At 60.3% G+C, this 26,472-nt stretch carries 23 protein-coding genes; 7 read left to right on the top strand and 16 right to left on the bottom strand.

Annotated elements, in window-relative coordinates:
• Nucleotides 1-30 precede the first annotated feature (30 nt).
• Complete coding sequence (locus AC1RZR_RS21125; RefSeq protein ID WP_481825861.1) at nucleotides 31-1,278, bottom strand: Zn-dependent alcohol dehydrogenase; 1,248 nt, start codon at nucleotides 1,276-1,278, stop codon at nucleotides 31-33.
• Between the two features lie 289 nt (nucleotides 1,279-1,567).
• On the opposite strand from AC1RZR_RS21125, the gene AC1RZR_RS21120 reads away from it, so the two are divergent.
• The 4 genes from AC1RZR_RS21120 (at nucleotide 1,568) to AC1RZR_RS21105 (ending at nucleotide 6,340) form a co-directional block, all read left to right on the top strand.
• Entirely contained in the window at nucleotides 1,568-2,548 is a 981-nt protein-coding gene (locus tag AC1RZR_RS21120; protein ID WP_481825860.1) for a Bug family tripartite tricarboxylate transporter substrate binding protein, read from the top strand.
• Nucleotides 2,549-2,644: 96 nt separating this feature from the next.
• Nucleotides 2,645-3,094, top strand: a complete 450-nt coding sequence (locus AC1RZR_RS21115; protein ID WP_481825859.1) for a tripartite tricarboxylate transporter TctB family protein — start codon at nucleotides 2,645-2,647, stop codon at nucleotides 3,092-3,094.
• Between the two features lie 8 nt (nucleotides 3,095-3,102).
• Nucleotides 3,103-4,629, top strand: a complete 1,527-nt coding sequence (locus AC1RZR_RS21110; protein WP_481825858.1) for a tripartite tricarboxylate transporter permease — start codon at nucleotides 3,103-3,105, stop codon at nucleotides 4,627-4,629.
• Between the two features lie 97 nt (nucleotides 4,630-4,726).
• A complete protein-coding gene (locus AC1RZR_RS21105; RefSeq protein WP_481825857.1) occupies nucleotides 4,727-6,340 on the top strand; it encodes a GMC family oxidoreductase in 1,614 nt (537 codons plus the stop codon).
• A gap of 261 nt (nucleotides 6,341-6,601) precedes the next feature.
• Here AC1RZR_RS21105 and AC1RZR_RS21100 read toward each other — a convergent pair whose 3' ends face one another.
• Together AC1RZR_RS21100 and AC1RZR_RS21095 are read right to left on the bottom strand one after the other, a co-directional pair.
• Nucleotides 6,602-8,794, bottom strand: a complete 2,193-nt coding sequence (locus tag AC1RZR_RS21100) for a xanthine dehydrogenase family protein molybdopterin-binding subunit (protein ID WP_481829091.1) — start codon at nucleotides 8,792-8,794, stop codon at nucleotides 6,602-6,604.
• 2 nt (nucleotides 8,795-8,796) lie between these two features.
• Entirely contained in the window at nucleotides 8,797-9,255 is a 459-nt protein-coding gene (locus tag AC1RZR_RS21095) for a (2Fe-2S)-binding protein (RefSeq protein ID WP_481825856.1), read from the bottom strand.
• A gap of 396 nt (nucleotides 9,256-9,651) precedes the next feature.
• Between AC1RZR_RS21095 and AC1RZR_RS21090 the strand changes: the two genes are divergently transcribed.
• The 3 genes from AC1RZR_RS21090 to AC1RZR_RS21080 all read left to right on the top strand — a co-directional run bounded on the left by AC1RZR_RS21090 (nucleotide 9,652) and on the right by AC1RZR_RS21080 (nucleotide 11,994).
• Nucleotides 9,652-10,218 (top strand): hypothetical protein, encoded by a 567-nt coding sequence (locus AC1RZR_RS21090; RefSeq protein WP_481825855.1) that lies wholly within the window; start codon nucleotides 9,652-9,654, stop codon nucleotides 10,216-10,218.
• A 155-nt stretch (nucleotides 10,219-10,373) separates the two neighbouring features.
• Nucleotides 10,374-11,147: an IclR family transcriptional regulator gene (locus AC1RZR_RS21085; RefSeq protein WP_481825854.1), complete on the top strand. Its 774-nt coding sequence runs from the start codon at nucleotides 10,374-10,376 to the stop codon at nucleotides 11,145-11,147.
• A 61-nt stretch (nucleotides 11,148-11,208) separates the two neighbouring features.
• Entirely contained in the window at nucleotides 11,209-11,994 is a 786-nt protein-coding gene (locus AC1RZR_RS21080; RefSeq protein WP_481825853.1) for an SDR family NAD(P)-dependent oxidoreductase, read from the top strand.
• A gap of 362 nt (nucleotides 11,995-12,356) precedes the next feature.
• Here the strand turns inward: AC1RZR_RS21080 and AC1RZR_RS21075 are convergent, their stop codons facing one another.
• From AC1RZR_RS21075 to AC1RZR_RS21015, 13 genes are all read right to left on the bottom strand, one after another.
• A complete protein-coding gene (locus tag AC1RZR_RS21075) occupies nucleotides 12,357-13,430 on the bottom strand; it encodes a tartrate dehydrogenase (RefSeq protein WP_481825852.1) in 1,074 nt (357 codons plus the stop codon).
• Nucleotides 13,431-13,577: 147 nt separating this feature from the next.
• Nucleotides 13,578-14,546: a sugar ABC transporter substrate-binding protein gene (locus AC1RZR_RS21070; RefSeq protein ID WP_481825851.1), complete on the bottom strand. Its 969-nt coding sequence runs from the start codon at nucleotides 14,544-14,546 to the stop codon at nucleotides 13,578-13,580.
• A gap of 524 nt (nucleotides 14,547-15,070) precedes the next feature.
• Nucleotides 15,071-16,477 (bottom strand): NAD(P)(+) transhydrogenase (Re/Si-specific) subunit beta, encoded by a 1,407-nt coding sequence (locus tag AC1RZR_RS21065; RefSeq protein WP_481825850.1) that lies wholly within the window; start codon nucleotides 16,475-16,477, stop codon nucleotides 15,071-15,073.
• Nucleotides 16,478-16,483: 6 nt separating this feature from the next.
• A complete protein-coding gene (locus AC1RZR_RS21060; RefSeq protein WP_140660057.1) occupies nucleotides 16,484-16,909 on the bottom strand; it encodes an NAD(P) transhydrogenase subunit alpha part 2 in 426 nt (141 codons plus the stop codon).
• On the bottom strand, nucleotides 16,909-18,159 hold the full coding sequence (locus AC1RZR_RS21055) for a Re/Si-specific NAD(P)(+) transhydrogenase subunit alpha (RefSeq protein WP_481825849.1): 1,251 nt from the start codon (nucleotides 18,157-18,159) through the stop codon (nucleotides 16,909-16,911). The genes AC1RZR_RS21060 and AC1RZR_RS21055 overlap by 1 nt, the downstream gene beginning before the upstream one ends.
• A 243-nt stretch (nucleotides 18,160-18,402) precedes the next feature.
• Nucleotides 18,403-19,329 (bottom strand): NAD(P)-dependent oxidoreductase, encoded by a 927-nt coding sequence (locus AC1RZR_RS21050; RefSeq protein ID WP_481825848.1) that lies wholly within the window; start codon nucleotides 19,327-19,329, stop codon nucleotides 18,403-18,405.
• A gap of 34 nt (nucleotides 19,330-19,363) precedes the next feature.
• Nucleotides 19,364-20,143, bottom strand: a complete 780-nt coding sequence (locus tag AC1RZR_RS21045; protein ID WP_481825847.1) for a hydroxypyruvate isomerase family protein — start codon at nucleotides 20,141-20,143, stop codon at nucleotides 19,364-19,366.
• The gene (gene otnC / locus AC1RZR_RS21040) at nucleotides 20,140-20,790 is read right to left on the bottom strand and encodes a 3-oxo-tetronate 4-phosphate decarboxylase (protein WP_481825846.1); all 651 of its coding nucleotides are present in this window, start codon (nucleotides 20,788-20,790) and stop codon (nucleotides 20,140-20,142) included. Before otnC ends, AC1RZR_RS21045 begins: the two co-directional genes overlap by 4 nt.
• Nucleotides 20,787-22,094 carry a 3-oxo-tetronate kinase gene (otnK, locus tag AC1RZR_RS21035; RefSeq protein ID WP_481829090.1) on the bottom strand — a complete coding sequence of 436 codons (1,308 nt, stop codon included), beginning with the start codon at nucleotides 22,092-22,094 and terminating at the stop codon, nucleotides 20,787-20,789. The genes otnC and otnK overlap by 4 nt, the downstream gene beginning before the upstream one ends.
• Nucleotides 22,094-22,987, bottom strand: a complete 894-nt coding sequence (ltnD, locus tag AC1RZR_RS21030) for an L-threonate dehydrogenase (protein WP_023767268.1) — start codon at nucleotides 22,985-22,987, stop codon at nucleotides 22,094-22,096. The genes otnK and ltnD overlap by 1 nt, the downstream gene beginning before the upstream one ends.
• A 190-nt stretch (nucleotides 22,988-23,177) precedes the next feature.
• Nucleotides 23,178-24,632, bottom strand: coding sequence for an aldehyde dehydrogenase family protein (locus AC1RZR_RS21025; RefSeq protein ID WP_481825845.1), 1,455 nt, complete (start codon nucleotides 24,630-24,632; stop codon nucleotides 23,178-23,180).
• A 21-nt stretch (nucleotides 24,633-24,653) separates the two neighbouring features.
• Nucleotides 24,654-25,481 carry an SDR family NAD(P)-dependent oxidoreductase gene (locus AC1RZR_RS21020; protein WP_481825844.1) on the bottom strand — a complete coding sequence of 276 codons (828 nt, stop codon included), beginning with the start codon at nucleotides 25,479-25,481 and terminating at the stop codon, nucleotides 24,654-24,656.
• Between the two features lie 85 nt (nucleotides 25,482-25,566).
• Nucleotides 25,567-26,355 carry an HpcH/HpaI aldolase family protein gene (locus tag AC1RZR_RS21015; protein ID WP_481825843.1) on the bottom strand — a complete coding sequence of 263 codons (789 nt, stop codon included), beginning with the start codon at nucleotides 26,353-26,355 and terminating at the stop codon, nucleotides 25,567-25,569.
• Nucleotides 26,356-26,472: the final 117 nt, after the last annotated feature.

The following is a 26,472-nucleotide window of genomic DNA, read 5'->3' as shown; positions in this document are numbered from 1 at the left end:
TGACGCCAGATCCGTGACCTGCAGGCGGCTTTACATCGTCAAGACGCTGCGGATGGTCGAACCGCTACCAGCCGCCGCGAGTGCCTCGTTGACTTCTGCGAGCGGTCGTCTTGCCGTGACCAGCTCGTCAAGGAGCAGGCGCCCTTCGAGATAGGCTTGCGCCAAGGCGGGAAGATCGTCTTCCCCGCGGCCGCCACCCAACGCCGACCGTCTGATGCGCCGTTCGTCGGACAATGAGCCGAACCGCAGCTTCACTGTGTTACTCGCGGCCATCTTGCTAAGAATGATGACTGAACCGCCCGGCCGCGCAGCCTCGAATGCAGATTGTAGAGTTACCTCACGTCCCGCAGTTTCAAAGCTGTGGTCGGCGCCGCGACCATCACTCAACCGTCGCACATATGAGACGAAATCTTCGACCGTGGGATCGACAACATGCGTAGCGCCGAACTCGAAAGCGAGCTTTCGACGGTTGGGATCGGGGTCAGACGCTATGATCACGACCGCCCCGGCCAACCTCGCTCCCTGGACGACGTTCAGTCCAATCGGTCCACAGCCGATCACACAGACGATCTCGTTTGCTGCAACCTGCGCGATCCGAAAAACGGCGCCGGTTCCTGTGACGACGGCACAACCAAGCAGACATGCGAGGTCGAGCGGCATTTCGTCGGGAATTCTCACAGCGCCCCGGGACGGCACGACCGCGTATTCCGCGAATGACGAAATGCTGAGGAAATGTCCGACCGGCTGGTTGCCCAGCCTCAAGCGCGAAGATCCGCCCGGCAGCCGTCCCGAGCGGTGGCCTTGCGTGACCGGCTCACACAACATCGGCAGGTCGCGCTCACAATAGAAACAGTGCGTGCAATTGGGGTAGGCCGAGAAGACGACGTGATCGCCGACGCGACGCGTCGGGACGTTCTTTCCAACATCCACGACAATGCCGGCTCCTTCATGCCCTAGGACCAGCGGACGGGGGGCCGGATGACTGCCTTGCTGCACCTCCCAATCAGTGTGGCAGACCCCGGCAGCGTGAACTTTGACCAGGACCTCTTCAGGACCGATCTCCGTCAGTGCGACCCTCTCGATCTTCAATGGCTCCCCGGCCTGATGGAGTATTGCGGCACTGAATTCCAACATCCACCAATCTCCCCAACTCAGCCAAAACTTCGCCTGCGCTGAGCCGTCTGGCCAAGGTGTGGCCGGCTCAAAATCTTCATATATATGACTCGATTTTTTTTTGTTGAATTTTTTGCGCAGAGAGTGCAAGGCTCGATCTGTCATTAAAGTTCTTGCTGCAGGGGTGTGAACAGGCGCTTTCCATAGATCCGGCGCCGGACCACGGACTTGATGGGTAAGGCGCCGGTTGGATCTTTTGGGGAGTATCTGAATTCGTATCGATTGCGCTGGTAAGCGACCTCTCCCGCTCTGTGATGCGTCACCTTAATGGAGCGGACAGGACAGATGGCTTCGCCAGAAAGGCATCAACAGCAGAGGCAGGTAAGACGAGCGTAGGGCTTGTCCGATCGCTTGAAATTTTTTGTGGTCGATCAGACCGAACTGGGAGGAACGCATGAAATACAAATCTATCATTGCCGCAGCGGCGGCATCTCTGACGATTGCTTTCGCCTCCGCGGCCAAGGCCGAGGACGCCTCAGCCTTTCCATCTCACCCCGTTCGGCTGATCCTGCCATTCCCGGCAGGCGGCGGCGTCGACGGCATCGGCCGTCTGCTGGCCAAGGTCTTGTCCGAGAAATGGGGGCAGCCCGTCGTTGTCGAAAACATGGCCGGCGCGACGACGACACTCGCCACCAAGGCCGTGATAGACGCGCCTCCGGATGGCTACACCTTCGGGATTGGCGTTTCCCAACTCGCGATCAATCCGACGCTGTTCAAGAACATGCCCTACCAGAACTCCGAGTTCCAGCTGGTCACAGAGATCGTCGAAGCGCCGCTCTACATCGGCGCCAATCCGCAGATCCCGGCCAAGACGTTCGGCGAGCTGATCGAGTACGCCAAGGCACATCCTGGCGAGATCAACTATGCCTCGGCCGGCCCGACGATTACCAATCTGGCCGTCGAAATCGTCCAGCAGGATGCCGGCGTGAAATTCAAGCAAATCCCTTACATCGGGTCGGCCCAGGGCATGACCGCGACGCTTTCGGGAGAGGTGAATTTCACCTACGCCATCTATCCGGTGTTGAAGGCCATGGTTGCTGACGGTCGCCTCAAGATCCTGGCCAATTCGAACGACAAGCGGAGCGATGTCCTGCCGGACGTGCCCTCGATCAAGGAATTCGTTCCGAGCTATACCGGCGTGAATGAATGGTACGGCGTCTTCGTCCCCAAGGACACTCCGAAGCCAATCGTGGACAAGCTCTACAAGGACATCAAGGAAGCGCTCGGTACAGAGGAACTGAAGAACAAATTCGTTGGCGATGGCAGCAACATCATAGCCAGCTCGCCCGAAGAGTTCGCGGTGTTCCTCGAGAAGGAAACCGCGCGCTGGAAAGCCATCGTTGAGAAGGTCGGTCTCTCGCTTGACCTGAAGTAGCATCACCGCACCGGCGCGCGACCTTGTGTTGCGCGCCTGGGCTTTTTATTGTGTCGAGCAAGGCCCTGCGCCTGCCGGAACGGAGAGTTGGCTTTGATGTCCGCTCGCAATCTTCGTGACATCGTCACCGGCGCCACCCTGTCCGTCTTCGGATTTTGGTTCGCTTGGTACTCGATCGCCCACTACGGGCGCGGTACCCTTGAGAATATCGGCAACGGCCTCTTCCCGGCCGCTGCCGCCGTTCTCTTGACCTTTTTTGGTATGTTGATCTTTTGGAGCGGCTTCGTGACGGCCGCCGCGAAATCCGACTTTCCGATCCGGGTCCCGTTTTTCGTCCTCGCGAGCGTTGCAGCCTTCGCTCTCATCATCCGGCCGTTCGGGCTGGTGCCGGCTATTGTCGTGGCCACACTGCTTTCTTCTCTTGCTGATCTGAAGACAGGGCTGCGCGGCCTGGCCGTCCTCAGCGTTTTTCTGTGCGCGCTTATCTACCTCATTTTTCGACTGGGGCTCGGCCTGCTTATCCCGATGATCAACTGGCCATTCTGAAGGGCATCATGGACACGCTTTCCAATGTAGCCCTGGGTCTTGAGACAGCGTTGCTGCCCTCGAACCTGATCTACTGTTTCGCTGGCGTATGCGTGGGCATGCTGACCGGGATCATCCCCGGCATCGGACCGCTAACGGCCATCGCCGTGCTCTTTCCGCTGACGTTTTATCTGCCCCCGACCACAGCGCTCATTATGCTGGGTGGCATTTGGTACGGCGCCGGTTACGGTGGACGCATCACGGCAATACTGCTGAACATCCCTGGTGAGCCGATCCACGCAGTCATGTGCCAGGATGGTTATCCCCTGGCCCGCCAGGGCCGTGCCGGTGTCGCCCTCCTGCTCTCCGCCTTCAGCGCCTTTATCGGCGGTTCGGTCGGCATTCTCCTCCTGATGCTGTTTGGCCCGGTTGTGGCCGACTTCGCTTTGACTTTTGGCGCTTCCGAATATTTCGCGCTCATGCTGTTCGGCATGGTCGTCGCGTCCACGATTTCCCAGGGGTCGATCATCAAGGCTCTGGCTATGGTCACGCTCGGTCTGATGTTCGGGAGCGTTGGCATCGATATATACACCGGCGTACCCCGTTTCACCTTTGGTGTGGCGGAGCTGACAAAATCAATCAGCCTCGTGGCGCTCGCCATGGGCATTTATGGCGTGGCCGAAGTCGTCGCATCCATCCGCCAGGAAGAGGATGTGGGCAAGATCGACATGAAGGGCGTCAGTGGCGCCGCCGCGAGGCCGAGCGGGGAGGACTGGAAGCGTTTCTGGCCGTCCACGCTACGCGGGTCGGCAGTGGGATCGTTCCTCGGCGTCATGCCCGGGGCGGGTACGCTCGTGGCAACGTTTATGTCCTATGCGCTGGAGAAGCGCGTATCGAAAACGCCGCAGCGGTTCGGCAAAGGCGCTGTGGAAGGGGTCATGGCGCCCGAGGCTGCTGCCGGCTCGGCCGAAATGACCGGCTTCATACCGACCCTGACACTTGGAATCCCTAGTTCACCCAGCATGGTTCTTATGGCAGGCGCGCTCATCGTTCAGGGTATTACGCCTGGGCCGGCCTTGATGACCCAGCATCCAGACTTGTTCTGGGGCGTCGTGATGAGCTTCTGGATCGGCAATATCATGCTCATCATTCTCAACATCCCGTTCATCAAATTGTGGGTCCGCATGCTGCAGATCCCTTATCATTTCCTTTTTCCGTCGATCCTGGTCTTCATTTGTGTCGGCGCTTATGTCGACAGCTTCAGCACGTTCGATGTCTGGATGATCGCCTTCTTCGGCATCCTGGGCTGCCTCATGCGCTGGGCCGAGCTCCCTGCCGCTCCTTTGTTGCTCGGCTTCGTCCTCGGCCCCCAGATGGAGGACAATTTCAGACGGGCAATGCTGCTTGGAAGCGGCGACCTGACGGTGTTCTTCCACAGACCGATTTCGTGCACCTTCATGATCCTCACGATCGCATTGGTGCCCTTCATCATATGGTCCGCAGTCCGCGAGATCCGCAGGACCCGCGACCCTGAAGATGCGGCCGTGAACAGTTGACCTTCGCGGCAATTCCGATCGCGCTTTTTCATGACCGCGCGCAATCTGCCGTCACACATTCTCAGCGCAGTCATGGCGCTTTATGGAGAAACAAAAATTGGACAGTTTTGACTTCGTTATAGTCGGTGCAGGAACAGCCGGTTGTTGCCTCGCCTACCGTCTGGCCGAAGGGGGCCACAGCGTTTGCGTGCTGGAAGCCGGACCGGCGGACTCCAACCCCTACATCCGTATCCCAAGCGGGATCATGAAGATCTCGGCGGATCCGCGCATTACGTGGCAGTTCCAGATGGAGGGCGATCCAAGGACCAAAGGGCGAAAATTCCCCGTCTTCCTGGGGAAGACGCTTGGCGGCTCGAGCGCGATCAATGGCATGGCCTACAATCGCGGCCAGCGATCGGACTTCGACGGCTGGGCGAGATCCGGCAACGACGGCTGGGATTATGAGTCGGTGCTGCCCTACTTCCGCAAGTCCGAGAACTACGTCAGCGGCGGCGACGATCATTACCGCGGACGCGGTGGCCCGATCCCGATCGAAATCCTGCAAAGTAAGGATCAGATCAGCGATCGCTTCATCAAGGCTGCCGTCGAAACCGGCATTCCGTTGACCAACGACTACAATGGCGTCGAACAGGAAGGCGTCTCCTACCTGCAAGGTGCCATCTACAAGGGCAGGCGCTGGAGCTCGGCACATGGATACCTTCATCCAGCCAAGAAACGATTTGGTGTGGATGTCCGAACCGGCTGCCTCGCTGAACGGGTCGTAATCGCCGAGGGGCGCGCCACGGGCGTGGAGTATTCAAGGTCCGGCGACTCCGCGATGCGCACCGTCCACGCCAGACGCAGCGTGATCGTGAGCGCCGGCGCGACATTGAGCCCGACGCTTCTGCAACGATCGGGGATCGGCTCGTCCGGGCTTTTGAATGAGATGGGCATTCCAGTCGTCCTGGACCTTCCTGGTGTGGGAGAGAACTTCAGCGACCACTATTCCGTTCGCATGGTCGCCCGCATCCGCGGGGGACTTGGAACGATCAACGAACGCGCACGTGGCCTGCCGCTCGTGCGCGAGGTCATCAAGTGGGCGCTGGGTCAGCCCTCGGTCCTGACGCAGCAGTCGATGTCCGTCTTCACCTTCTGCAAGCTCGACCCGAAGTCGGAGGACACCGACTATTCGCTCATGTTCCTCCCGGCCGCGCTCAAGGCCGGCATGACCAGGCGCCTGGACGAGTTCCCGGGTGTTACCGGCGGTGCCTGGCAGATGCGGCCGGAAAGCCGTGGCAACATCCGCATCCGGTCAAAGAATCCGCAGGACGCCCCGGTCATATTTCCGAACTATCTGGATGCCGAGATCGACCGGCGGGTTCTGGTCGCGGCGATCAAACATCTGGCCGCCGTTTTTCGCAGCGCGCCGATGCGCGAGATCATTCAGCAGATCACCCTTCCCGCGACGGAGTGCAGGAACGATGACGAATGGCTCGACTACGTTCAGAGCTACGGCATGACCTCCTATCACCCCGCCGGTACTTGCAAGATGGGACCACGCTCGGACCCGATGGCGGTGCTCGACGCGCGTCTTCGCCTCCACGGGATTGATGGCCTGCGCGTGGTCGACGCCTCGATGATGCCGACGCAGCCATCTGGAAATCTGAATGCCGGCGTGATGATGATTGCCGAAAAGGCGGCCGACATGATCTTGGAGGATGTCAAGGCTTAGATGTCGCTGGGGCAGTGATTGCAGTAATGCATCGAGCCTGGTTCAGGCTCGCCGTCAACCCAGCGAATCTTGGCGGCAGATCCTCAAATCAACTGCGTTAGGGCAGACGCTCGCGACTTTGAGCTTGGACTTTTCACGTTCTCGGCGAAGACGCCGAAACTGTCTCACTACCTTGGTATATTTCCGGCCCACCGACCGATGGATAGTTGGCCGGCGGGGTATCCCCGCCGGCCATATCGAGCAGGAAAATCGCCCAAAAATTCAGGCGGAGAGACCCTTCGTGATCGGCAATAACTGCACGGGTTTGCCGGTCGCGGCTCTCAGCGCGTTCGCCACGGCCGGGCCGATCGGAGGAACGCCTGGTTCGCCGACGCCAGTGGGCGGTTCGGTGGAAGCGATGATGTGGACCTCGACCTTCGGCATCTGGTTGATCCGCAGCGGGGTGTAGGTGTCGAAATTCTCCTGATCGACGAGACCGTCGCTGAGGGTCAGCTCTTCCTGCAGGATGGCGCCGAGGCCGAAGCCGATGCCGCCTTCAATTTGAGCACGGACTTGGTCAGGATTGACCGCGATCCCGCAATCGACCGCACAGACAATCCGGTCGACGGTGAAGTTGCTGCTGTCCTTGAACGTGATCTCCGCCACCTCGGCGACATAGGTCGAAAAGCTCTTATGCATGGCAATACCGCGAAACCGTCCCGGCGGAAGTTTCGTGTTCCAGTTGGCCTTCTCGGCTGCGAGCTGGAGCACGGCGGCATGCCTTGGATGCTTGTCGAGCATGGAGAGCCGGAACTCGACCGGGTCGCGCCCGGCAGCGTTTGCAAGCTCGTCAATGAACGTTTCGACTACATAGGCAGTATGCGTCGCCCCGACCGACCTCCACCACATGACCGGTACCTTGACGTCGGTGGACGTGAGGTCAACCTTCATGTTGGGTATGTCGTAAAGCGTGTCGGCCATCCCTTCCACTGACGATGGGTCGACCCCATCCTTGATCGCACCCTCATAGGGTGATCCGGCCAGGATGGACTGGCCTACTGCATGGTCATGCAGGGCAACCAGCTTCCCATCCTTGTCCAACCCCCCCTTGATCGAATGCACGAAGGCGGGACGGTACCGTCCGCCGCGCATGTCGTTCTCGCGGGTCCATTGCACCTTGACGGGGGCCTTCCAGCCGAGCGCCTGAGCCACCAGAACCGCCTCCACGACCACGTCCGCGTCGCCGACCGACCGGCGGCCGAAGCTGCCGCCCGATGCCATCACGTGCAGCCGGACTTTGTCAGGCTTCACATTGGCGGCCTTCGCCACTGCGCCCTGGAAGACGTCGGGCGCCTGATGGCCGCCCCATATCTCGATGACACCGTTTTCGCCCATCTTGGCGATGGCATTGAGGGGCTCCATCGAGGCATGGACCAGGAAGGGAAACTCGTAATGCCCTTCGACGACCTTCGCGGCGGAAGCCAAGGCCGCAACCGCGTCGCCTGTATTGAGCGCGTTGGCTGCGGGAGGCTCTTTCGCAAGTTTCAGATACTCTTCTCGAATCTGTGCGGATCCGCGCTTTTCGACCTCGGATTCGTCCCATTCAACGGTGACCAGATCCCTGCCCTTCAACGCGGTCCACATGTCGCGGCCCACCACGGCAATGCCGCGCGGTATCTGCACAACATCCACGACGCCCGCGAGCGCCTTCGCTTTTGATGCGTCGAACGCCTTGACCTTGCCGCCGAACTTTGGCGGATGGATCATCACAGCCGTCAACAGACCGTCGAACTTGAGATCGATCGTATAGGTCTGCTTGCCGGTGGTCTTCGCTCGAGAATCGTAGCGCTTCACCTTATCCGAGCCAATCTGCGTCCATTGCGCCGATGCCTTGAGCGGCACGTCGGTTGGCACCGGCAATGCCGCGGCGGCCTCGGCCATTTCACCGAACGTGGCGCGCTTGCCCGACGGATGGGTAAGCATGCTTGAAGCAACAGTGATCTCATTCTCGGGCACGTTCCAGGTCTTCGCGACCGCGCTTACCAACATCATGCGCGCCGCCGCGCCGGCCTTGCGGTAGCGCTCCCAGGACGAGGCAGTCGATGACGAACCGCCTGTTCCCTGCATAGCGCCGCCCCATGTCACGTTGCCGAAGAGAGCGGTATTGCCGGCGCCCCCCACGACATCGACCTGAGCCCAATCGCCCGCCAGCTCTTCCATGACGAGGGTCGCGGTTCCGAAATAGGCGCCTTGCCCCATCTCGAATTGGGAAGACGTGATCACAATGCGGTTGTCGGGCGTGATCTGGACATAGGACTGAAACGGGTTTGGCTGCGGAGCGGTCGTCTCCGCGCTGGCCTGCTCGGGAGCAAGCAGTTGGTACCCGACTGCCAGCCCGGCGGCTACGCCCGATGCTACCAGGAAATCGCGACGGGAGAGCCGAGCGGTGGTCAATTCGATTCTATGGGGCAACATTGTCATGCCTCCAGCCTGTGAGCGGCTTCGTGGATTGCCGCGCGGATACGATGATAGGTTGCGCAGCGGCACAGATTGCCGCTCATCGCGGAATTGATGTCGTCTTCGCTGGGCTTCGGCGTTTCCGTGAGCAGGGCCACGGCTGACATGATCTGGCCGGACTGGCAGTATCCGCATTGCGGAACGTCAAGATCTGCCCAGACGGCCTGGACCGTTTCCCCTATCTTACCGGCCAAGCCCTCGATCGTCGTTATCTTGGCGCCTTCTATGTCTGCTACTGGCGTCTGACACGAGCGCACCGGCGTGCCGTCGACATGCACCGTGCAGGCTCCGCACTGTGCCATGCCGCAGCCGAACTTCGTTCCGGTCAGACCTATGACATCTCGTATGGCCCAGAGCAGCGGCATCGATGGATCGACATCGAGCGCCCTCGCTTCGCCATTCAGGGTAAAAGCGACCATCCAAATTCCTCCCTCGCGCGCAGTTTTGACGCGACGCAAAGATTGGCATAGCCGAAGAAGAAATTCAATCTATAAGAATGAATTCATATATATGAATATCAGCCGTCGCGGAGTGTTTTTTAGGCGCTCTGCCTTGGGTGCTTGCACACTAGCAAAACGGCGGTTTGCGATCGGTCGCGGCCATTGCAGGATTGAAGCAGCCTGAGGTTGGAGGTATCGCCATCGACGACAAGAACGTGGTATCAGGCACGCGGCATCGAGTTGCTCGGGATCAATGGGCTAGCAAGGGCTGGTTGCGCTCATCTGGCCGAGTTCTACCTGCCCCAACCGGCATTCTGCTAGAACTCTGGCGTGACAAATCGATTTTCAACAACGATGTGTTTCAGGATTTGACAATTGGCGCTGCTCGGTAAATCTGTTCTTATCAACTGGAGCAATGTACTCGAAGAGAACAGGTCGCTATATTATGATTGGCATGATCGCGAACATATGGCGGGAAGACTTAGATTGCCTGGGTTTTTGAGGGGTCGTCGGCTGTGGGCGAGTGAGGCGGATCGGGATGTTCTCAATATCTATGAGGTTGATGACCTCGATGTGCTCACAGGACCAACCTATTTGGAGAAGGCAAGTGACCCGAGCCCAGCCTACCGGAGTGCCGGTAAGATAATTACCGACGCGATAAGGGGATTGTCGTATGTTCGGTATTCAAGCGGAACGGCCGTCGGAGGGTGGATGCTCACCATACGCTTCGGCGCGGCCGATGACGCTCATGCCCTGGCCGACAGGATGCTTCCCAGGATTTTGGAACTGCAGGGGGTGGTCGGCGTGCATCTTTGCGTGGCCGATAAGCCAGCAAGTGCCGTAATCACCGCAGATCGATCCGGGCGCCCTACGGCGGTGCCCGATTGGTCGATATTTGTGGAAGCGACCAATCGGCAGAACTCTCGAAATGTCCCGGGTTGAGCATCTGACAGACCTCGCCCTGCTTGATGCAGGCTGTACCGGGCCATTCGACAGCGGAACGTATTGCCTTCAGATGGTAATGACCAAGCAAGACCTGGGCATTGCCTGACACAGGGATTATGGCGGCAACTGGGATTGGAAATGGGTGACGACAGATGGTTAAGCAAAAGTCCGAAACCGAAGGTGCGCGGACTGTCGGAAGGGTGCTGAAATTGCTTGAACTCGTTGCGGATAAACGAAAGCCGATCAGGCTTGTCGACATATCCGCGGCTTTAGCCATGCCTCCTAGCTCCGCACACGTTTTGGCAAGACAGTTGGTCAAGTACAACTACATCCAAGTTGATGAAAGTCGGCGCTACAGCCAATCGACGGCGTTGGTCGTGCTGGCCAGCAAGGTGATGGGCGGCACGCAACTCATATCGATCGCCAGACCTCACATCAAAAGTCTGAGCGAGAGGACTGGCGAAAGCGTCTATCTGGGAATGCGAACCGATGAGGGCATTGTGTACGTCGATGCGGTCGAAGGTACATCCGGCCTTGTTTCAAGAACGCCTCTCGGATCGCTGAGGCCGTTGCACGCATCTTCAGCAGGTAGAGTGTTTCTCGCCTACGCGGTTGCCGCATCCGAACTGTCGAAGTTCCTCGGGAAAGGCGCGCTGCGTGCCTACACACCCAAAACACCAACCGACCGCTCGGAACTGACTCGCTTGGTGGAACAGATTCGCGTTGACGGCTTCTCTGTCAATGAGCAGTTTTTGACCGAGACGGTATGCGGTGTCTCGGCGCCCATATTCGATGCGGCATCGAAGCTTGTTGGCACCATAACGCTGAGCGCACCCGCGGCCCGCTTCGAGATCAAGAAGGATCAGTTCGTCTCAGAAGTAGTGTCGTGTGCCAATAGCATTTCTTTGATCTGCGGGCTGCAATAGTCAACGGTCAAGGATTCGATCTCGCCAACCGTAGAATTGAAGAGCGACTGAGGAAACTTCGGTGCAGTTGGACGGAAAAGTGGCGATAGTCACGGGTGCGTGTTCGGGCCTGGGAAGAGCGATAGCTTCTCGCTTTGCCGCACAGGGAGCTTGCGTTGTCGTCGCCGACGTCAACGAAGCAGCGCTCCCTGCTACTGTCAACGAGCTCAAAGGGCTGGCGGGAGATGCGATCGGGTTTGCAATCGATGTCACCGAGCGTGACAAGGTCCAGAAGATGATGGAGAGCATTGTCGCTCAGCGCGGACGTATCGACATCCTCGTGAACAATGCGGGGATCACGCGTTACCGTCCATTCGCCACCATGGCGGATGTGGACTGGGATCCCGTGCTCGCTCTCGACCTCAAGGCAGTGTTCTATTGCGCCCAGACCGCTGCGCCGCATATGGTGCGACAGCGCTACGGCAAGATCGTGAATATTTCTTCCAGTCTGGGCACGGGCAGTTCGCCTCATCATACTGCCGGTTCCCCTGGAGGAAGCTCAGCCTACGCTTCAGCGAAGGCGGCCGTCATCCAGTTGACCAAGACCCTGGCCCGCGAGCTTGGTCCCAGCGGAATCAACGTGAATTGCGTCGCTCCGGGGTTTTTCCTCACGCCCTTGCACGCATCAACGCGTACGCCCGAACAAATCAAGGAGCATATCGAAGTAAGAAAACAGGCCGCCGTTTTGAACAGAGCGGGCAAGCCTGAGGAATTGGCAGATGCCGTGCTCTTCCTTGCCTCCGATCAGTCGAGCTTCATTACGGGTCAGACGCTTTGCGTTGATGGGGGGCGAACAGACAGGATGTAGGTTCTTCAGTGCGATGCGCTTTCTACGCAATCGGAAGGACCTCACGCGCTTTCAGGCACAGCCATCGGGGACTGTCTTTTTTTAACAAAATCAATTTGTTAGAGGATGACGCGGCTGTATTCTGTCAGGCAGGAGCCGACTAGGCCTGGATCGTCGTCGCAGGGCCTCAGTGGGCAACCTGGTCATAGGTCGAAAAGATCGTCCGGGTCGAGCAGATCAGGCTTGTTCCAGAACGAAACGGAAAGCGCCTCTGGCAGAGGACGCGAACTTCATGGCCGGAACGAAACAGCGACCCCGCGATGCTGTATCAATTGAGCCCAGTCTAATTGCCGATCTTCATGGCTGTGTTCCGCTTCTATTGGTCAAGTATTGCTGCCCTGGATCGCGGCGATCACCGCGTCGGTGACCTCCCGGGTTGTTGCTGTCCCGCCCACATCCGGCGTAAAAACGCCTGCTGCACAAACACTCTCGATTGCTTTCATCAGGCGTGAGGCAGCACCCGTCTCGCCGAGATGCTCGAGCATTTGGCAGGCCGTCCAGAAAGCAGCGACCGGATTGGCAATGCCTTTTCCGGCGATATCGAAGGCCGAGCCGTGGATGGGTTCGAACATGGAAGGAAACCGTCTTTCTGGATCGATGTTCGCCGTCGGCGCGACTCCAAGGCTGCCTGCGAGAGCCCCGGCGAGGTCGGAAAGAATGTCGGCGTGAAGGTTCGTCGCTACGATGGTATCCAGGCTTTCGGGATGTAGCGTCATGCGAACGGTCATTGCATCAACGAGCATCTTGTCCCAGGTCACGTCCTTGAATTCGAGGGCGACCTCCGCCGCGATCTCGTCCCACATCACCATACCGTGGCGCTGGGCATTCGATTTGGTCACGACCGTGAGCAGTTTTCGGCGTCGAGATTGTGCCAGTCGAAATGCATAGCGCATGATGCGCGTGACAGCATGGCGGGTGAAGATGGCAACCTCGGTTGCTACCTCTTCCGGCATACCGCGATGGACACGCCCGCCGTGTCCTGCGTATTCACCTTCCGAGTTCTCGCGGACAATCACCCAATCGAGATCCCCGGGCCCCTTCCCTCGCAACGGTGCCACGATCCCCGGCAAAATTCGCGTCGGGCGGACATTGGCATATTGGTCAAAACCTTGGCAGATCGCCAAGCGAAGACCCCAGAGAGTGATATGATCAGGTATGCCCGGTGCGCCGACGGCACCGAAGTAAATCGCGTCATGGGCTTTGAGCTGGTGCAGCCCGTCATCGGGCATCATCTTGCCGTGGGCCTCATAGTGGTCCGAGCCCCAATCATAGCGCGTGATCTCGAGGCAAAACTCACCTGTCCGCTGGCTCAACGCAATAAGAACCTCGAGTCCTGCATCGATGACTTCCGGCCCGATGCCATCGGCTGGAATCGCTGCAATCGCGTAACTTCGCATCAGTGGCCTCATTTCCGCGATCGTTCGTCCATGAACCCTGGGGAAGCAAATTAGCGGCAAGCATGCAAAAAGGGGATGATACCCACTTTTTGCATGCTTCCGCCTAGTGCCAGTGAACCCAGCTTTCAAGCAAGGTTCTTAATCGCCTTACCAACGCGGGCAGTCCCCGACGTTTTCCTTCGTAAGCGGAAACAGCTTGTAGTCGATGTACTGACCCTTCTTGGCCTCCGCCGGATTGCTCAACGCTTTGAAGAGCGCGTCGAATGATAGTTCCCCGATCAGTTTCGGTTGCGTGCAGACTGAGGCGTCCATCTCGCCAGAGGTGAGTGAGTTGTCTCCGAGGTCTGATCCGCCGCCGGTCGCGATGAGGAGAGCCTTAGCACTTGCGGCTTCGATAGCTTTGGCGCAACCGATGGCCATATCGTCAGCATGGCTGAAGATCATGTCCAGGTCCGGATTTGCGATCAGTGCATTCTGGCAGATCCGCTCGCCGGATGCCGGCGTCCAGTCAGATGGCTGTGACGAGACGATCTTGAATTTGATCTTCGCCTCGTTCAGCGCCGCCTCGAATCCCTGTTGCCGCTGTTTCACGACGGAGAACCCCGGCGCACCTTCGACAACCGCGATCTTTGCTTCACGATCTTTCGGGAGCACGCCCGCCGCATAGATGCCTGCGACATGCCCCGCCTCGATGTCATTTGTCGTTACGAGAGCGGTGAGACTTGGATAAACGTAGTCGACGGGGTGCGTGTTCGGATCCCCTACGGGCACGGCTGAGGCGACGATGGGAATTCCTGCCTCGGCGACCTTGTCGACAAGGCTCTGGACCGTAACGGAGTCGTTTGGCATGAACGCGATACCGTCGACCTTCTGGAGAATGAGATCGTCGATCTGATTCGCCTGCGTTTCCATGCTCATTTTGGGGTCGAGCAAAATAACCTTGACGCCGTTCGCCTCGGCTTTCTCTTTGAAACCGTTCACGAGGACGACATCATATGGATAGGCCATGGTATTCGGGATAAGACCGAAAACCAAATCCTTCGCCGATGCAACGTTTGCCATCAACGATGCGGCGGCAAGTCCGCCCAACAGTATTCGACTGATCTTCTTGTTCATTTCTGTATGTCCTCCCGGTTGCGGTCGCCAAGCTGGCGAGGTTTGATGTGCCAGGTGCGCGCACAAAACTGACCTCAAAAACCTCCAGCCATTGAAATATCCGTGCTCTGGATGAACACGCTGCCGTACTACTTTGCTGCGTCAGATTTCCCTCTATTTTTATCTGGCTTCGCGGAAATTCCACCTGCGCAAGGAACACCGTAGCACCGGACTAGAGGTGGGTAAGTGCCTCCACCCGCCAACGTCTTTCACGCCGGACGCAAAGATGAATCACTGGCCAATCTTGCGTTCGCTGACTAGAGCGGAGTTCATTTCCGCGTCCTAGGAAACGTGCGACAGCATGCCATCTAGGTCTCCCGCGCCGCCGAAGCAGTTTGTTTTTCCTCGCCTCTTCTCGGCCGACGGCAGGGCGCCACTCAACGTTCCGGCTCAGATGTCATCTCCTGAAAAGGCTGCCCGCACTTGCGCACGGACTGCCGCGTGCGTGTCTGTTCCGGTGGTCGAAAGGCCAGAGCCGCTCCGGCTCAGTGATCCATGGCCTTGACGATTTCTTCGGTCATCTTCTTGGCGTCGCCGAGCAGCATCATGGTGCCGTCCTTGTAGAACAGCGTGTTGTCGATGCCGGCATAGCCGGAGCCGAGCGAACGCTTGACGAACAGGCAGGTGCGGGCCTTGTCGACGTCGAGGATCGGCATGCCGTAGATGGGTGAGCTCTTGTCATCTCGCGCGGACGGGTTGGTGACGTCGTTGGCGCCGATGACGTAAGCGACGTCGGCCTGCGCGAACTCCGAGTTGATGTCCTCGAGTTCGAAGACTTCGTCGTAGGGCACGTTGGCTTCGGCGAGCAGCACGTTCATGTGGCCCGGCATGCGGCCGGCAACCGGATGGATGGCGTATTTGACGTCGACGCCGTTGGCCTTGAGCTTGTCGGCCATTTCGCGCAGCGCGTGCTGCGCCTGGGCGACCGCCATGCCGTAGCCGGGCACGATGATGACCTTCTGCGCGTTCATCATCAGGTAGGCGGCGTCGTCGGCCGAGCCCTGCTTGACGGTCCGCTCAATGCCGTCGTCGGCTGCTGCCGCCGTCTCGCCGCCGAAGCCGCCGAGAATGACCGATATGAACGACCGGTTCATGCCCTTGCACATGATGTAGGACAGGATGGCGCCGGACGAGCCGACCAGCGCGCCGGTGATGATCAGCGCCAGATTGCCGAGCGTGAAGCCAAGTGCTGCCGCTGCCCAGCCCGAATAGGAGTTGAGCATCGAGACGACCACCGGCATGTCGGCGCCGCCGATCGGGATGATGAGCAGGACGCCTAGGGCAAGCGATGCCGCCACGATCAGCCAGAAGATGAGCTTCGACTCGGTGGTGACCAGCAGGATGATCAGCACGACCAGCGCGATGCCCAGCGCCGCGTTGATGAAGTGGCGGCCGCCGATCATGATCGGCTTGCCCGACATGCGGCCGTCGAGCTTGAGGAAGGCAATGACCGAGCCGGTGAAGGTGATGGCGCCGATGGCGACGCCAAGGCTCATCTCGATCAGCGCCTGAGCGTGAATGTCGGCGACGGTCCCGATGCCGAAACTTTCCGGCGCATAGATCGCGGCAGCCGCCACCATCACGGCGGCAAGGCCGACCAGCGAGTGGAAGGCGGCGACCAACTGCGGCATGGAGGTCATGGCGATGCGCCGCGCGGTGACCGCACCGACCGAGCCGCCGATGGCGAGGCCGAGGACGATCAGCCAGTAGCGGCCGGCTGAGGGGACAGACGGGGCCGCCAGCGCCAGCGTGGTGGCAATGGCGATGCCCATGCCGATCATGCCGTAGAGATTGCCCTGGCGGCTGGTGGTCGGATGAGACAGGCCGCGCAGCGCCATGATGAACAGGACGCCGGAGACGAGATAGAGGAAGGACGCGAAGTTGGCGTTCATGGCGCTCTACTTGTCCTTCTTCTTGTACATGGCCAGCATGCGCTGGGTGACGAGGAAGCCGCCGAAGATGTTGACCGAGACCAGCATCAGCGCGACGAAGCCGAAACCGGCGGCAACACCGGAGGCGGCAATGCCAACCGCAAGCAGCGCACCGACGACGATGACCGAGGAAATGGCGTTGGTGACGGCCATCAGCGGCGTGTGCAGCGCCGGGGTCACCGACCAGACGACATAGTAGCCGACGAAGATCGCCAGGATGAAGATGGCGAAGCGGAAGACAAAAGGATCGATGGCGCCGCCGGACAGAGCGTGCGCGGCATCGCCGGCCGCATCCGCACCGCCAGGGGCATTGGCCAGGTTCTGCACCGCGAGCCGGACGGCGGCGGACGCCTGATCGAGCTGATCGAGGGCTTTCTGCAAGGTCTGATCCATTACGCGATCCCCTTCGGCTTGGCAGCGGGCGACTTCCTGGGTCCTGCTTTCTTCGGCGCTGCGTCGGCAACCATCGTCTTGGCCGGGATTGCGGCCGGCTCGACATGCGGTTGCTCGTCAGCCTTGGCAAAAGCCGGATGCACGACCTTGCCGCCGTCGGTCAGCATGGTTGCCTTGACCAGATCGTCGTCGCGGTTGATGGCAAGCGTCTTCGTGGTCTTGTCGACCAGCGTTTCGACGAACGCGTACAGGTTGCGGGCATAAAGCAGCGAGGCGGACGCGGCGACGCGGCCCGGCACGTTGAGATGGCCGACAATCTTGACGTTGTTGGCGGTGGTTACAACCTGACCCGCCACGGCGCCCTCGACATTGCCGCCGCGCTCGACGGCGAGGTCGACGAGCACCGAACCCGGCTTCATCGAGGCGACCATCGCCGCCGAAACCAGTTTTGGCGCCGGCCGGCCGGGGATCAACGCCGTGGTGATGACGATGTCCTGCTTGGCGATGTGCTCGGCGGTGAGTGCCGCCTGCTTGGCCTGGTATTCCTTGGACATTTCCTTGGCGTAGCCGCCGGCGGTTTCAGCCGCCTTGAATTCCTCGTCCTCGACGGCGAGGAACTTTGCCCCGAGCGAGGCGACCTGTTCCTTGGCGGCGGGGCGCACATCGGTGGCGGTGACGACCGCGCCAAGCCGTCTTGCGGTGGCGATGGCCTGCAGGCCGGCGACGCCGACGCCCATGATGAAGACCTTTGCCGCCGGCACCGTGCCGGCCGCGGTCATCATCATCGGCAAGGCCCGGTCATATTCCGAAGCGCCGTCGATCACCGCCTGGTAGCCGGCGAGATTGGCCTGCGAGGACAAGACGTCCATCGACTGGGCGCGGGTGATACGCGGCATGAATTCCATTGAGAAAGCGGTGACGCCGGCCTTGGCCAGTGCTGCGACAGCGGCATCGTTGCCATAGGGATCCATGATGGCGATGACGGTGGTGCCCGGTTTGTAGCCCTTGAGCTCCGCCTCGCCCGGCCGACGCACCTTCAGCACCACATCGGCCCTGGCGGCGTCGCCGGCCTTGCCGATCGTAGCGCCCGCCTTGGCGAACTCCTCGTCGGGAATGCGCGACCTGGTTCCGGCACCGGTTTCGACAACCACGTCGAGACCCAGCGCCGCCAGCCGCTTCACCGTATCGGGTGACGCCGCAACGCGTGGCTCGTTGGCGTCGAGCTCACGAGGGATGAATATGTTGGCCACTCTTGTGTCCCTCTAACGATTTGTCGGTCCGCCCGATGGCATCGGATGATGCCATCGGGTCGCATGCTGCCTTGGGAGGCGAAATTCGCCGGACCGCTCTGAAAACCGAGCCCCTGAAATTGCGGATCAATAGGGTCCCCAATCGCCCTGCCACACTATGCCAGTTTCCTGCCCCGGAAATGCCGTCCGCACCATGTCCATCGTCGTGTCCGGATTACCCGGATCGTGAGGGGCGCACCGGTGTCACTTCCCGCTGTTTTTCTTCGATTCGCTTTCCATGTTGACGCCATTGAGTGCGCCTACATGGTCACTCAGCATCGGCACATAGTCGTCCGCTCGACCGATCGCCTCGACGTGTGCGTAATAATGCCGGGCCGCCGAAGCCATGACGGTTACCACGCGGGCATCCGCCGCAATATTGCTGATGTAGCGAAGGTCCTTAGCGGCATTCGAGATAGCGAACTTGTGGGCGTCCCTGTCGCGATCGACGACGTAGCGCATGAAGGTCTCGAAGAACCCGTTGCCCATACGGCTTGGGCCGATCACATCCCTTATGGTCTGTGGCGGTATGCCGATCTTGGCACCCAGGACAACGACTTCGGAATAAAGCGCCCCGTACGACATGCCGATGAAATTCATCAGCAGCTTCATTTTGTGACCGCTTCCTACGGGACCAATTCGCTTGATAGTACCTGCCCAGCATTCGATCACTGGTTTGACGATGTCGAAAAGAGCCTCGTCGCAGCCGACCATCGCATCGAGCGTGCCAGCCTCGGCCTCTTTCGGAGTTCGCCCCAACGGGGCGTCGACCATGTGCGCTCCCCTCGACAAGAGCTCATCGGCGAGCTTCACCGTCGAGCCTGGATCGGCGGTAGAAGTGTCGATCACGATCAAGCCGGGACGAACACCCGCGAGGATGCCGTCGCTCCCCCTCAGCACGTCTTCGACCTGAGCCGAAGTTGACAGGCACAGGTGGATGACATCGCATTTGGCCGCCATGTCGGCGGGGCTGGCAGCTTCTTTCGCGCCCATTGCCAGAAGGCTTTCGATAGGCGCGCGGTTGGAGCGACCACGCACCCATAGCTCATAGCCCTTTTGGCGGATGTTCTTGGCCATGCCGTGGCCCATCAGGCCCAACCCGATAAAACCGATAGCCGGTTTTTCTACCATGGTTCTTTTTCTCCTTCGACCTCCGACCGCCAGGTCAGATCTGCCGTGTATTCAGTTGTCGATACTTGCTGAGCCAACTCATGTCGGGTTCGACATTGGCTTCCGGTATGTATTCCGCCCCGATCGGCTTGTCCCAGCCCAGGTGCGCCACGCGCCGCAGCACGTAGTCGTAGTCAAGTTCGCCATGGTCCGGTTTCCCTCGATGCGGCACCGCCGCGATCTGGACGTGCCCGACCAACGGCAGCATTGCTTCGAACCGCCTGGTCACGTCGCCCTCCATGATTTGAACATGGTAGAAGTCGAACATCATCCGGAGGTTGGGAGCACCGACTTCGCGGATGATCTCGGCGGCCAAAGCTGTGTCGCTCAAGAAGTAACCGGGCGCGTTGTAGTGGTTCAGCGGCTCGATGAGAATCGTGACCCCCTCACCTGCCTTGTCGCAAGCGTAAGCAAGATTGTCGCAGAACGCCTTCCGCGCAAGCGGCCCACTCGAGTTGCCCGCCATGACGTGGACAGCGCTAGCGGACACTTCCGAAGCGTAGGCAAGAGCCTCCTCGATCGCCGCGCGTGCCGAAACCTCCCGGCCCGGCAGCGCAGAGAGGCCGTTCTCTCCAGCCGATGTGTCGCCGCGACGCGTGTTAAGGCCCAACATGCTGAGCTCCGTTTCATCCAGTGCCGCTTTCACGGATGCGGCCGACGCGTCATAAGGCCAGTGGCACTCTACCGCGTCGAATCCGGTTGACTTGGCCTCTCTGATAGCGGCCGGCAGCGGGCGGTCCTTCCAAAGGAAACCCAGATTGGCCGAAAACTTCATACGTCCCACTCCACGTTGAACGTCGTGACGACATCCTGGATCTGCCGCTCTGTCAGCAAGCGCGGCCGATGGCCATGCATCAGCACAGCCAGCCTCGCGGTGGCCTCCAGTTCCTCGATGGCGTAGCACGCGGCCTCGACGTCTTTGCCCGCCACGACCGGGCCGTGGTTGGCGAGCATCACTGCCGACCTCTTGCCAGCTAGCCCACGCACTGCCGTACCCATCGCTGCATCACCCGGCCGGAAGAACGGAAGCAACTTGACGCGGCCCAACTGCATGACGGCATAGGGCGTGAGTGGCGGAAGGAAGTCGTCTTCGTCGGCATCGGGCATCATCGACCACGCGACGGCGTGACAGCAATGCAAATGGACGACAGCGCCAGTCTGGCTTCGCGTGTCGTAGAACGCGGAGTGCAGGGGCATTTCCTTGGTGGGTTTGTCACCTTCTATATGCCGACCATGCGCGTCAAAGCGGCTCAGCCGGGACGGATCGAGCCGACCGAAGCTGGTCCCGGTAGGCGAGACAAGCAGGCCTCCATCGGACGACCGCGCCGATATGTTGCCGGTTGATCCGTGGGTCAATCCCCGCTCGAACATCGACCTGGCCAGCGAGCATATCTGTTCGCGCAGTCGGGCATCTTCTGTCACGTTCCCAACCTTTCAAGCGCGTCGGTGAAAAAGCCCTCACCGCCGAAATTGCCGGACTTAAGCGTGATCGCGACTTCATGTCCGGCTGTGCGGGCGAAACACCACGGAACACCAGGCGCGATTTCGGAGCCAATGTCGAGTTGCCGTATCTCGAGGGCTTTCGTGACAGCGCCCGACGTTTCTCCGCCGGCCACTACGAAGCGCCTGAAACCCAGATCGCGGGCCTTGACGGCGCAAGCCGCCAGAGCGCGCTCGACCACCGCTCCCGCGCGTTCCACGCCCAGCCTTTCTTGCGCCCGTCGCACTTCATCCGGCTCGGCCGTAGCATAGATGATCGGTGTCTGGTCCGGGGATCGGCTAGACAGCCATTCGGCCGCACTCCCCTCCCCCTTTTCCGCAAGATTCAGGGGATCGAGCCGGAGCCCGGGATGACCACCTGCGAGATATGCGGAAACCTGGCGATTGGTCATCGCCGAGCAGCTGCCAGAAAGAACAATCGCCGGGCCAGCCTCCGCGCGCGGCCTGCCGACCGCTTGATCCCAGCGGAGGAGCCCTTCCTCCAGCCACAGTTTGGGAAGCGGCATGGCTACCGCACTCCCTCCGGTCATCAGCGTCATGTCGCGACACGCGTCCGCGATGACATGAAGATCGTCATTGGAGACAGCATCCACGACAACGTGGGCGACGCCGTCAGCGCGAAGCCGCTGCAGCTCGCCGCGAAGCGCAGCCGCGCCCTTGGCAACGGCGAGTCTGTTCACGAGACCAACCGGGTGGGTTACCTGGGGCCGCAAGAGCCGCATCAGATTGGAGTCGCGCATGGGAGTCAGAGGATGGTCCTTCATCGGACTTTCGGAGAGCGGCTGCTCGCCGACGAAAAGGTTCCCCATGAAGATCGCACGGCCGTTCTCGGGAAACGCCGGGCAGTATATCGTTTGGTCCGTCCCCAAGGCGTTCATCAGGGCTTCGGCCACGGGGCCGATATTGCCCCGTGCGGTCGAGTCGAAGGTTGAGCAATACTTCCAGAAAAACCTCTGCGCGCCCGCCCGGCGGAGCCAATCGAGGGCTGCCTGGGTTTCGGACACCGCTTCTTCGACCGGAGCCGTCCGACACTTCAAAGCGATGATCTCGAAGGGCGATGTGTCATTGGGAGGCGTTTCGGGAACACCCATCCGCAGAGACACCGGGACACCTGATCTCGCGAGAAGACCCGCGAGATCAGTCGCTCCAGTGAAGTCGTCCGCTATAGCGCCGAAAAAGGTCTTGTCGACGTTGTTTCGGGCCTGGCTTGTTCCTGCAAACTCCATCACGCGCCCTTCTCCGGCAGCGTGAGGCCAGCATTCCGTGCGTAGACCTTGGCCACCGCGGCGTCGTCCTCGCGTCCGAGCCCCATGCCTGAAGCCGCGACGAATTGCTGGAGCGCCGCCGCCGTGATAGGCGCGGAGAACTTGGACAAGCGCGCGACATCCATGACAATTCCTAGGTCCTTGAGCCAGATATCGACGGCGGAATGGGGCGTGTAGTCGCCTGCCGCGATATGCGGCGCTCGGTTCTCGAGCATCCAGCTCGTGCCGGCGCAATTCGGAATGACCTTCAGGAAGGCGGCTGGATCGATCCCCTGCGTCATCCCAAAGGTGATGGCCTCGGCCATCACCGCGATGTGGGTGCCTGCAAGCAGCTGGTTGACGGCCTTCATGGCAGAGCCAGCGCCCGCCTTGTCGCCGACCTCGAACACGTTTTCCGCCATCGCATCCAGAGCCGGGCGCGCGACGGCGAATGCCTCCGGCGTGCCTGAAGCCATAACCGAAAGCTTGCCCTGCGCCGCCTTGACGGAGCCACCCGAGATCGGCGCGTCGAGAAAGTGCACACCCCGATCGCCGCATCGCCGCGCGACATTGCGCGCGTAGTCCGGCGCGACGGTGACGCACAGCACAACGACGGATGCCGGGGAAAGCCTGGCTACCAAACCACGATCGCCGAAAAGAACGTCTTCGGCCTGCGCGGCGTTGAGAACCACAACCACCAGCGCCTCAAGTTCGGAAGCGGCGGATGAAGCATCGCCCTCCGAGGCTCCTTCCGAGCGCAAGCGCTTAATCGCTTCCGGGTTGATGTCAGCGCCGAAAACGCTGTGCCCCGCCCGGAGGAGCGACGCGGCGATCCCATACCCCATGGAGCCCAGTCCGACGACACCGACTTTCATTTCTTGCGCTCCATGCCATGACCGAACATATCGGACGCTTTACAGTCGGAACCGATCGGCAAGCGCATCGGTAGCGTTCCGTCGCCTGGCGGAAACCAGGAGACCGCCCGCCAGCACGTGCCCGTGCCGCATTGGCATCTTTCCGTCTTCGACTCGCAGGACGACGCACCTGCCGCAGACCCCACCGCAGTCACCGGATGAATTCGGGCAATTGGCCCGCCTCTTCTTCGAAGCCGTAGACAGACTTGATCTCGAGATACTCCTCGAGGCCGAAGGCTCCCATGGAGCGGCCGATGCCAGATTCCTTGTATCCGCCCATGGGGCTGTAAGAGTTGGTTGCCGCGCCGTTGAAGCAGATACGTCCCGCCTTGAGGTTGCTGGAAAATTCGTAAGCCTTCTTCCGGTCGGCGCCGAAGACGTAACCACCGAGACCGTAGGGAGTATCGTTGGCGATCCGGAGCGCCTCCTCTTCCGTCGAGTAGGGCATTACCACCAGGACCGGCCCGAAGATCTCTTCCCTGGCGATCGTCATTTCGGGGGTGACGTCCGCGAAGACTGTGGGCCTCACGAAGAAGCCTTGGTTGACGCCGTCGGGCTTGCCCGAACCGCCGCACACTAAACGCGCGCCTTCGTCCAGCCCGGACTGGATGTAGTTCTGGATGCTGTCGTACTGCGCCTTGTTGACCACTGGTCCCATCGTGGTGGCGGGATCGCGCGGATCGCCAAGTTTGTATTTTGCGACTTCATCTGCCAGATAGGGCAATACCGTTTCCATCTGGCTTTCATGCACCAGCATGCGGCTCGGCGCGTGGCAGGATTGTCCGCTGTTGAAGAAGCAACGCTGGATGTTCCAGCGTGCCGCTCGCTCCAGGTCAGAATCCATAAGGACGATGTTGGCCGACTTGCCGCCTAGTTCGAGCGATGTCCGCTTGATGGTCTGCGCGGCGGCCTCTCCCACTCGAGTGCCCGCCCGGGTAGAGCCGGTGAAGGATATCATGTCTACCTCGGGATGCCTGCACATGGCTTCGCCGACGACGCTTCCACGCCCGATAACGAGGTTGAAAACGCCCTTCGGAACGCCCGCCTTCTCGAAGATCTCCGCCAGGATGACGGCACTGACCGGGGACGCGTCTGACGGCTTGAGCACCAAGGTGCAACCGGCCGCGATGCCGTAAATGGCCTTGATAACCGGTGTCTGCGTGGGCCAATTCCAGGGTGAGATGAGGGCGCATACGCCGATAGGCTCACGCCGTACGATCGTATCACCGATTTGGGTCTCAAACCTGTAGGTCTTGAGCAGATCGCGCGCCACTTTCATATGACCGACCGGACCTGTCACTTGCGCCTTGGCGCTTACCGGAATGCCGACCTCTTGGGCCATCGCCTCCGCAAGATCGTCGGCGCGCGTTTCGTATGCCGCGATGATACTGTCGATAAGCGAAATCCTCTCTTCGAGAGAAGTCTCAGAATATGCAGCGAATGCCCGGCGTGCAGCTCTTACGGCTTTGTCGACATCTTCCGCGTTGCCGCCAGTGGCGACTGTCGCGAACGGCTCCTCGGTGTACGGATCGACGAGAGGTCTCTGGCCGGGGGTCGAAGGATCCACCCACGCCCCGTCGATGTACAGTTTGCCAAAATGTTTCATAACGCTCTCCGCCTCCGGCCGTTAGAAGCTGTGGGTGTACCCACCGTCGCAGGCGATCGTCTGCCCGGTAATGAAAGAGGCCGCGGGCGTTGAAAGGAACATCGTGAGGCCAGCAAGATCGGAGGGCACGATGGTTCTCGGGATACATTGGAGGTCGATGTTGCGCTGGCGGACTTCCGGAGTGAGGCTGGCGGCGCGCTCCGCGACTTCCGTCGCCACCGTGCCGGGGCGGATGCAGTTGACGGTTATTCCTTCGGCCCCGAGTTCGCGTGCCAGGGAGTTCGTCATGCCGATCAGCGCCGACTTTGAAGTGACGTAGTGGAGGTAGTTCTTGGTTCCGCGATGCACCGAGTCCGACGAAATGTTGATAATGCGACCGAAGCGGTTTTTGCGCATGCTGCCGACGACCGCGGAGGCGCAGAAGAACACCCCGTTTATGTTGACGTCCATCACCCTCTGCCATTCGCCCTGCGGAATCTGGTCGAAAGGACGTTTAGCCAGGTTGGAAAAAAGCGAGGCGTTGTTGATCAGGACATCCACGCGGCCGAATTCGGCCAACGTCGCCGCCACCATCTCGTCCACCGAGTCCTTCTTGGCCACGTCCACGACCAGCGCGAGGGCTTTGCCTCCCGAAGCCTTGATCTCCTTCGCCACTGACTGGGCGTTCTCGAGGCCGAGGTCAGCGATGACGGGGATGGCACCGGCCGCGGCGAACTGGCGTGCCAGTTCCCGGCCGATACCCTGGCCCGCGCCGGTCACGATAACGACTCGGTCTTGTACGCTGAAGTTGCGCGCCTCTGCCGGAACCTCGATTTCCGGAGCGATTTGTTCGGCAGTTCCAACAGTCACGGGCTTCCCTCCAGTAAGAGCACGGCCAACCAGGGGCCGGCGGATCGAAGAATGCTTGGACCGCAGCATGCCGCGGTCCAAAATGTCATCGGAACAACCGGGCGGTCGCGGTCGCCGCACTCATCAGGAAACCCGTATCGCTTCCCGCGGACACGTAGCGTCCCCCCAGACGGATCATTTCCTTGGCGAGTTCCGGGCGAGAATTCAGTCCTCCGACACCGAGATGCTTGCCCCTTGCCCGGCAAACCGCCGCCACATGCTCGTATGCCTCGCGCACCCGCGGGTGATCCAGTTCACCGGGCACGCCAAAGGAGTTGCAAAGGTCGTTGGTGCCGACCAACAGCATGTCCATTCCATCGACCGACGCGATATCGTCGGAGTTCTCAACCGCTGTCGCGGATTCGATCATGCCGACGACCAGCGTCGCCGCTTCCATCTTCTCCATGACCTCGGCCGCAGGCCCGCCACGGAAGAGAGTGTGGGCGTTGGTCGCGAGCAGAGAGCGACTTCCCCGAGGGGGGAAACGGGAGGCATCCACGATCTCCTCCGCCTGGGCCCGGTTTTCCACATGGGGCACGATCACCCCTTGGGCGCCCGTTTCCAAAACCCGGCCGATCTCGGTCTTGTTGATCCCGGGGACGCGAACCAATGGTGTAACGCCCAGAGCGGTTGCCGTCAGGCTGATCTGACTGACGGTCTCAAGCGAAAAGCTGCAGTGCTCCAGGTCTATGTAGAGGCAGTCGAAGCCCGCACTCTTGGCGATAGCCGCGATCTCGACACCGCGCATCAGTCGGACGACCATTCCGACGGCCACTCCGCCTGAATCCATCTTGGATTTCGTCAGGTTCTTCGAGGGCGTTTCCAAATTTAACATGGCTGATCCAGAAGACTCGCGAACAGATCGCGAGTTGCTTTAATTCGCCCGTTCAGGCGGTGCCTTAGGTTTTGCAATCAACACTTACGCTTATCAAGGCCTTACGCGCTCGAGACC

It is taken from the genome of Mesorhizobium bavaricum, from assembly GCF_056781655.1.
Note: the sequence above shows the minus strand (reverse complement) of the source record. Positions and strands in the feature narration are given on the sequence as shown.

Coding starts and splice junctions, on each gene's coding strand:
- AC1RZR_RS21125 (WP_481825861.1), bottom strand. CDS start 1,278: ATGACAGATCGAGCCTTGCACTCTCTGCGCAAAAAATTCAACAAAAAA.
- AC1RZR_RS21120 (WP_481825860.1), top strand. CDS start 1,568: ATGAAATACAAATCTATCATTGCCGCAGCGGCGGCATCTCTGACGATT.
- AC1RZR_RS21115 (WP_481825859.1), top strand. CDS start 2,645: ATGTCCGCTCGCAATCTTCGTGACATCGTCACCGGCGCCACCCTGTCC.
- AC1RZR_RS21110 (WP_481825858.1), top strand. CDS start 3,103: ATGGACACGCTTTCCAATGTAGCCCTGGGTCTTGAGACAGCGTTGCTG.
- AC1RZR_RS21100 (WP_481829091.1), bottom strand. CDS start 8,794: ATGTTGCCCCATAGAATCGAATTGACCACCGCTCGGCTCTCCCGTCGC.
- AC1RZR_RS21095 (WP_481825856.1), bottom strand. CDS start 9,255: ATGGTCGCTTTTACCCTGAATGGCGAAGCGAGGGCGCTCGATGTCGAT.
- AC1RZR_RS21085 (WP_481825854.1), top strand. CDS start 10,374: ATGGTTAAGCAAAAGTCCGAAACCGAAGGTGCGCGGACTGTCGGAAGG.
- AC1RZR_RS21075 (WP_481825852.1), bottom strand. CDS start 13,430: ATGCGAAGTTACGCGATTGCAGCGATTCCAGCCGATGGCATCGGGCCG.
- AC1RZR_RS21070 (WP_481825851.1), bottom strand. CDS start 14,546: ATGAACAAGAAGATCAGTCGAATACTGTTGGGCGGACTTGCCGCCGCA.
- AC1RZR_RS21065 (WP_481825850.1), bottom strand. CDS start 16,477: ATGAACGCCAACTTCGCGTCCTTCCTCTATCTCGTCTCCGGCGTCCTG.
- AC1RZR_RS21060 (WP_140660057.1), bottom strand. CDS start 16,909: ATGGATCAGACCTTGCAGAAAGCCCTCGATCAGCTCGATCAGGCGTCC.
- AC1RZR_RS21050 (WP_481825848.1), bottom strand. CDS start 19,329: ATGGTAGAAAAACCGGCTATCGGTTTTATCGGGTTGGGCCTGATGGGC.
- AC1RZR_RS21045 (WP_481825847.1), bottom strand. CDS start 20,143: ATGAAGTTTTCGGCCAATCTGGGTTTCCTTTGGAAGGACCGCCCGCTG.
- otnK (WP_481829090.1), bottom strand. CDS start 22,094: ATGGAGTTTGCAGGAACAAGCCAGGCCCGAAACAACGTCGACAAGACC.
- ltnD (WP_023767268.1), bottom strand. CDS start 22,987: ATGAAAGTCGGTGTCGTCGGACTGGGCTCCATGGGGTATGGGATCGCC.
- AC1RZR_RS21025 (WP_481825845.1), bottom strand. CDS start 24,632: ATGAAACATTTTGGCAAACTGTACATCGACGGGGCGTGGGTGGATCCT.
- AC1RZR_RS21015 (WP_481825843.1), bottom strand. CDS start 26,355: ATGTTAAATTTGGAAACGCCCTCGAAGAACCTGACGAAATCCAAGATG.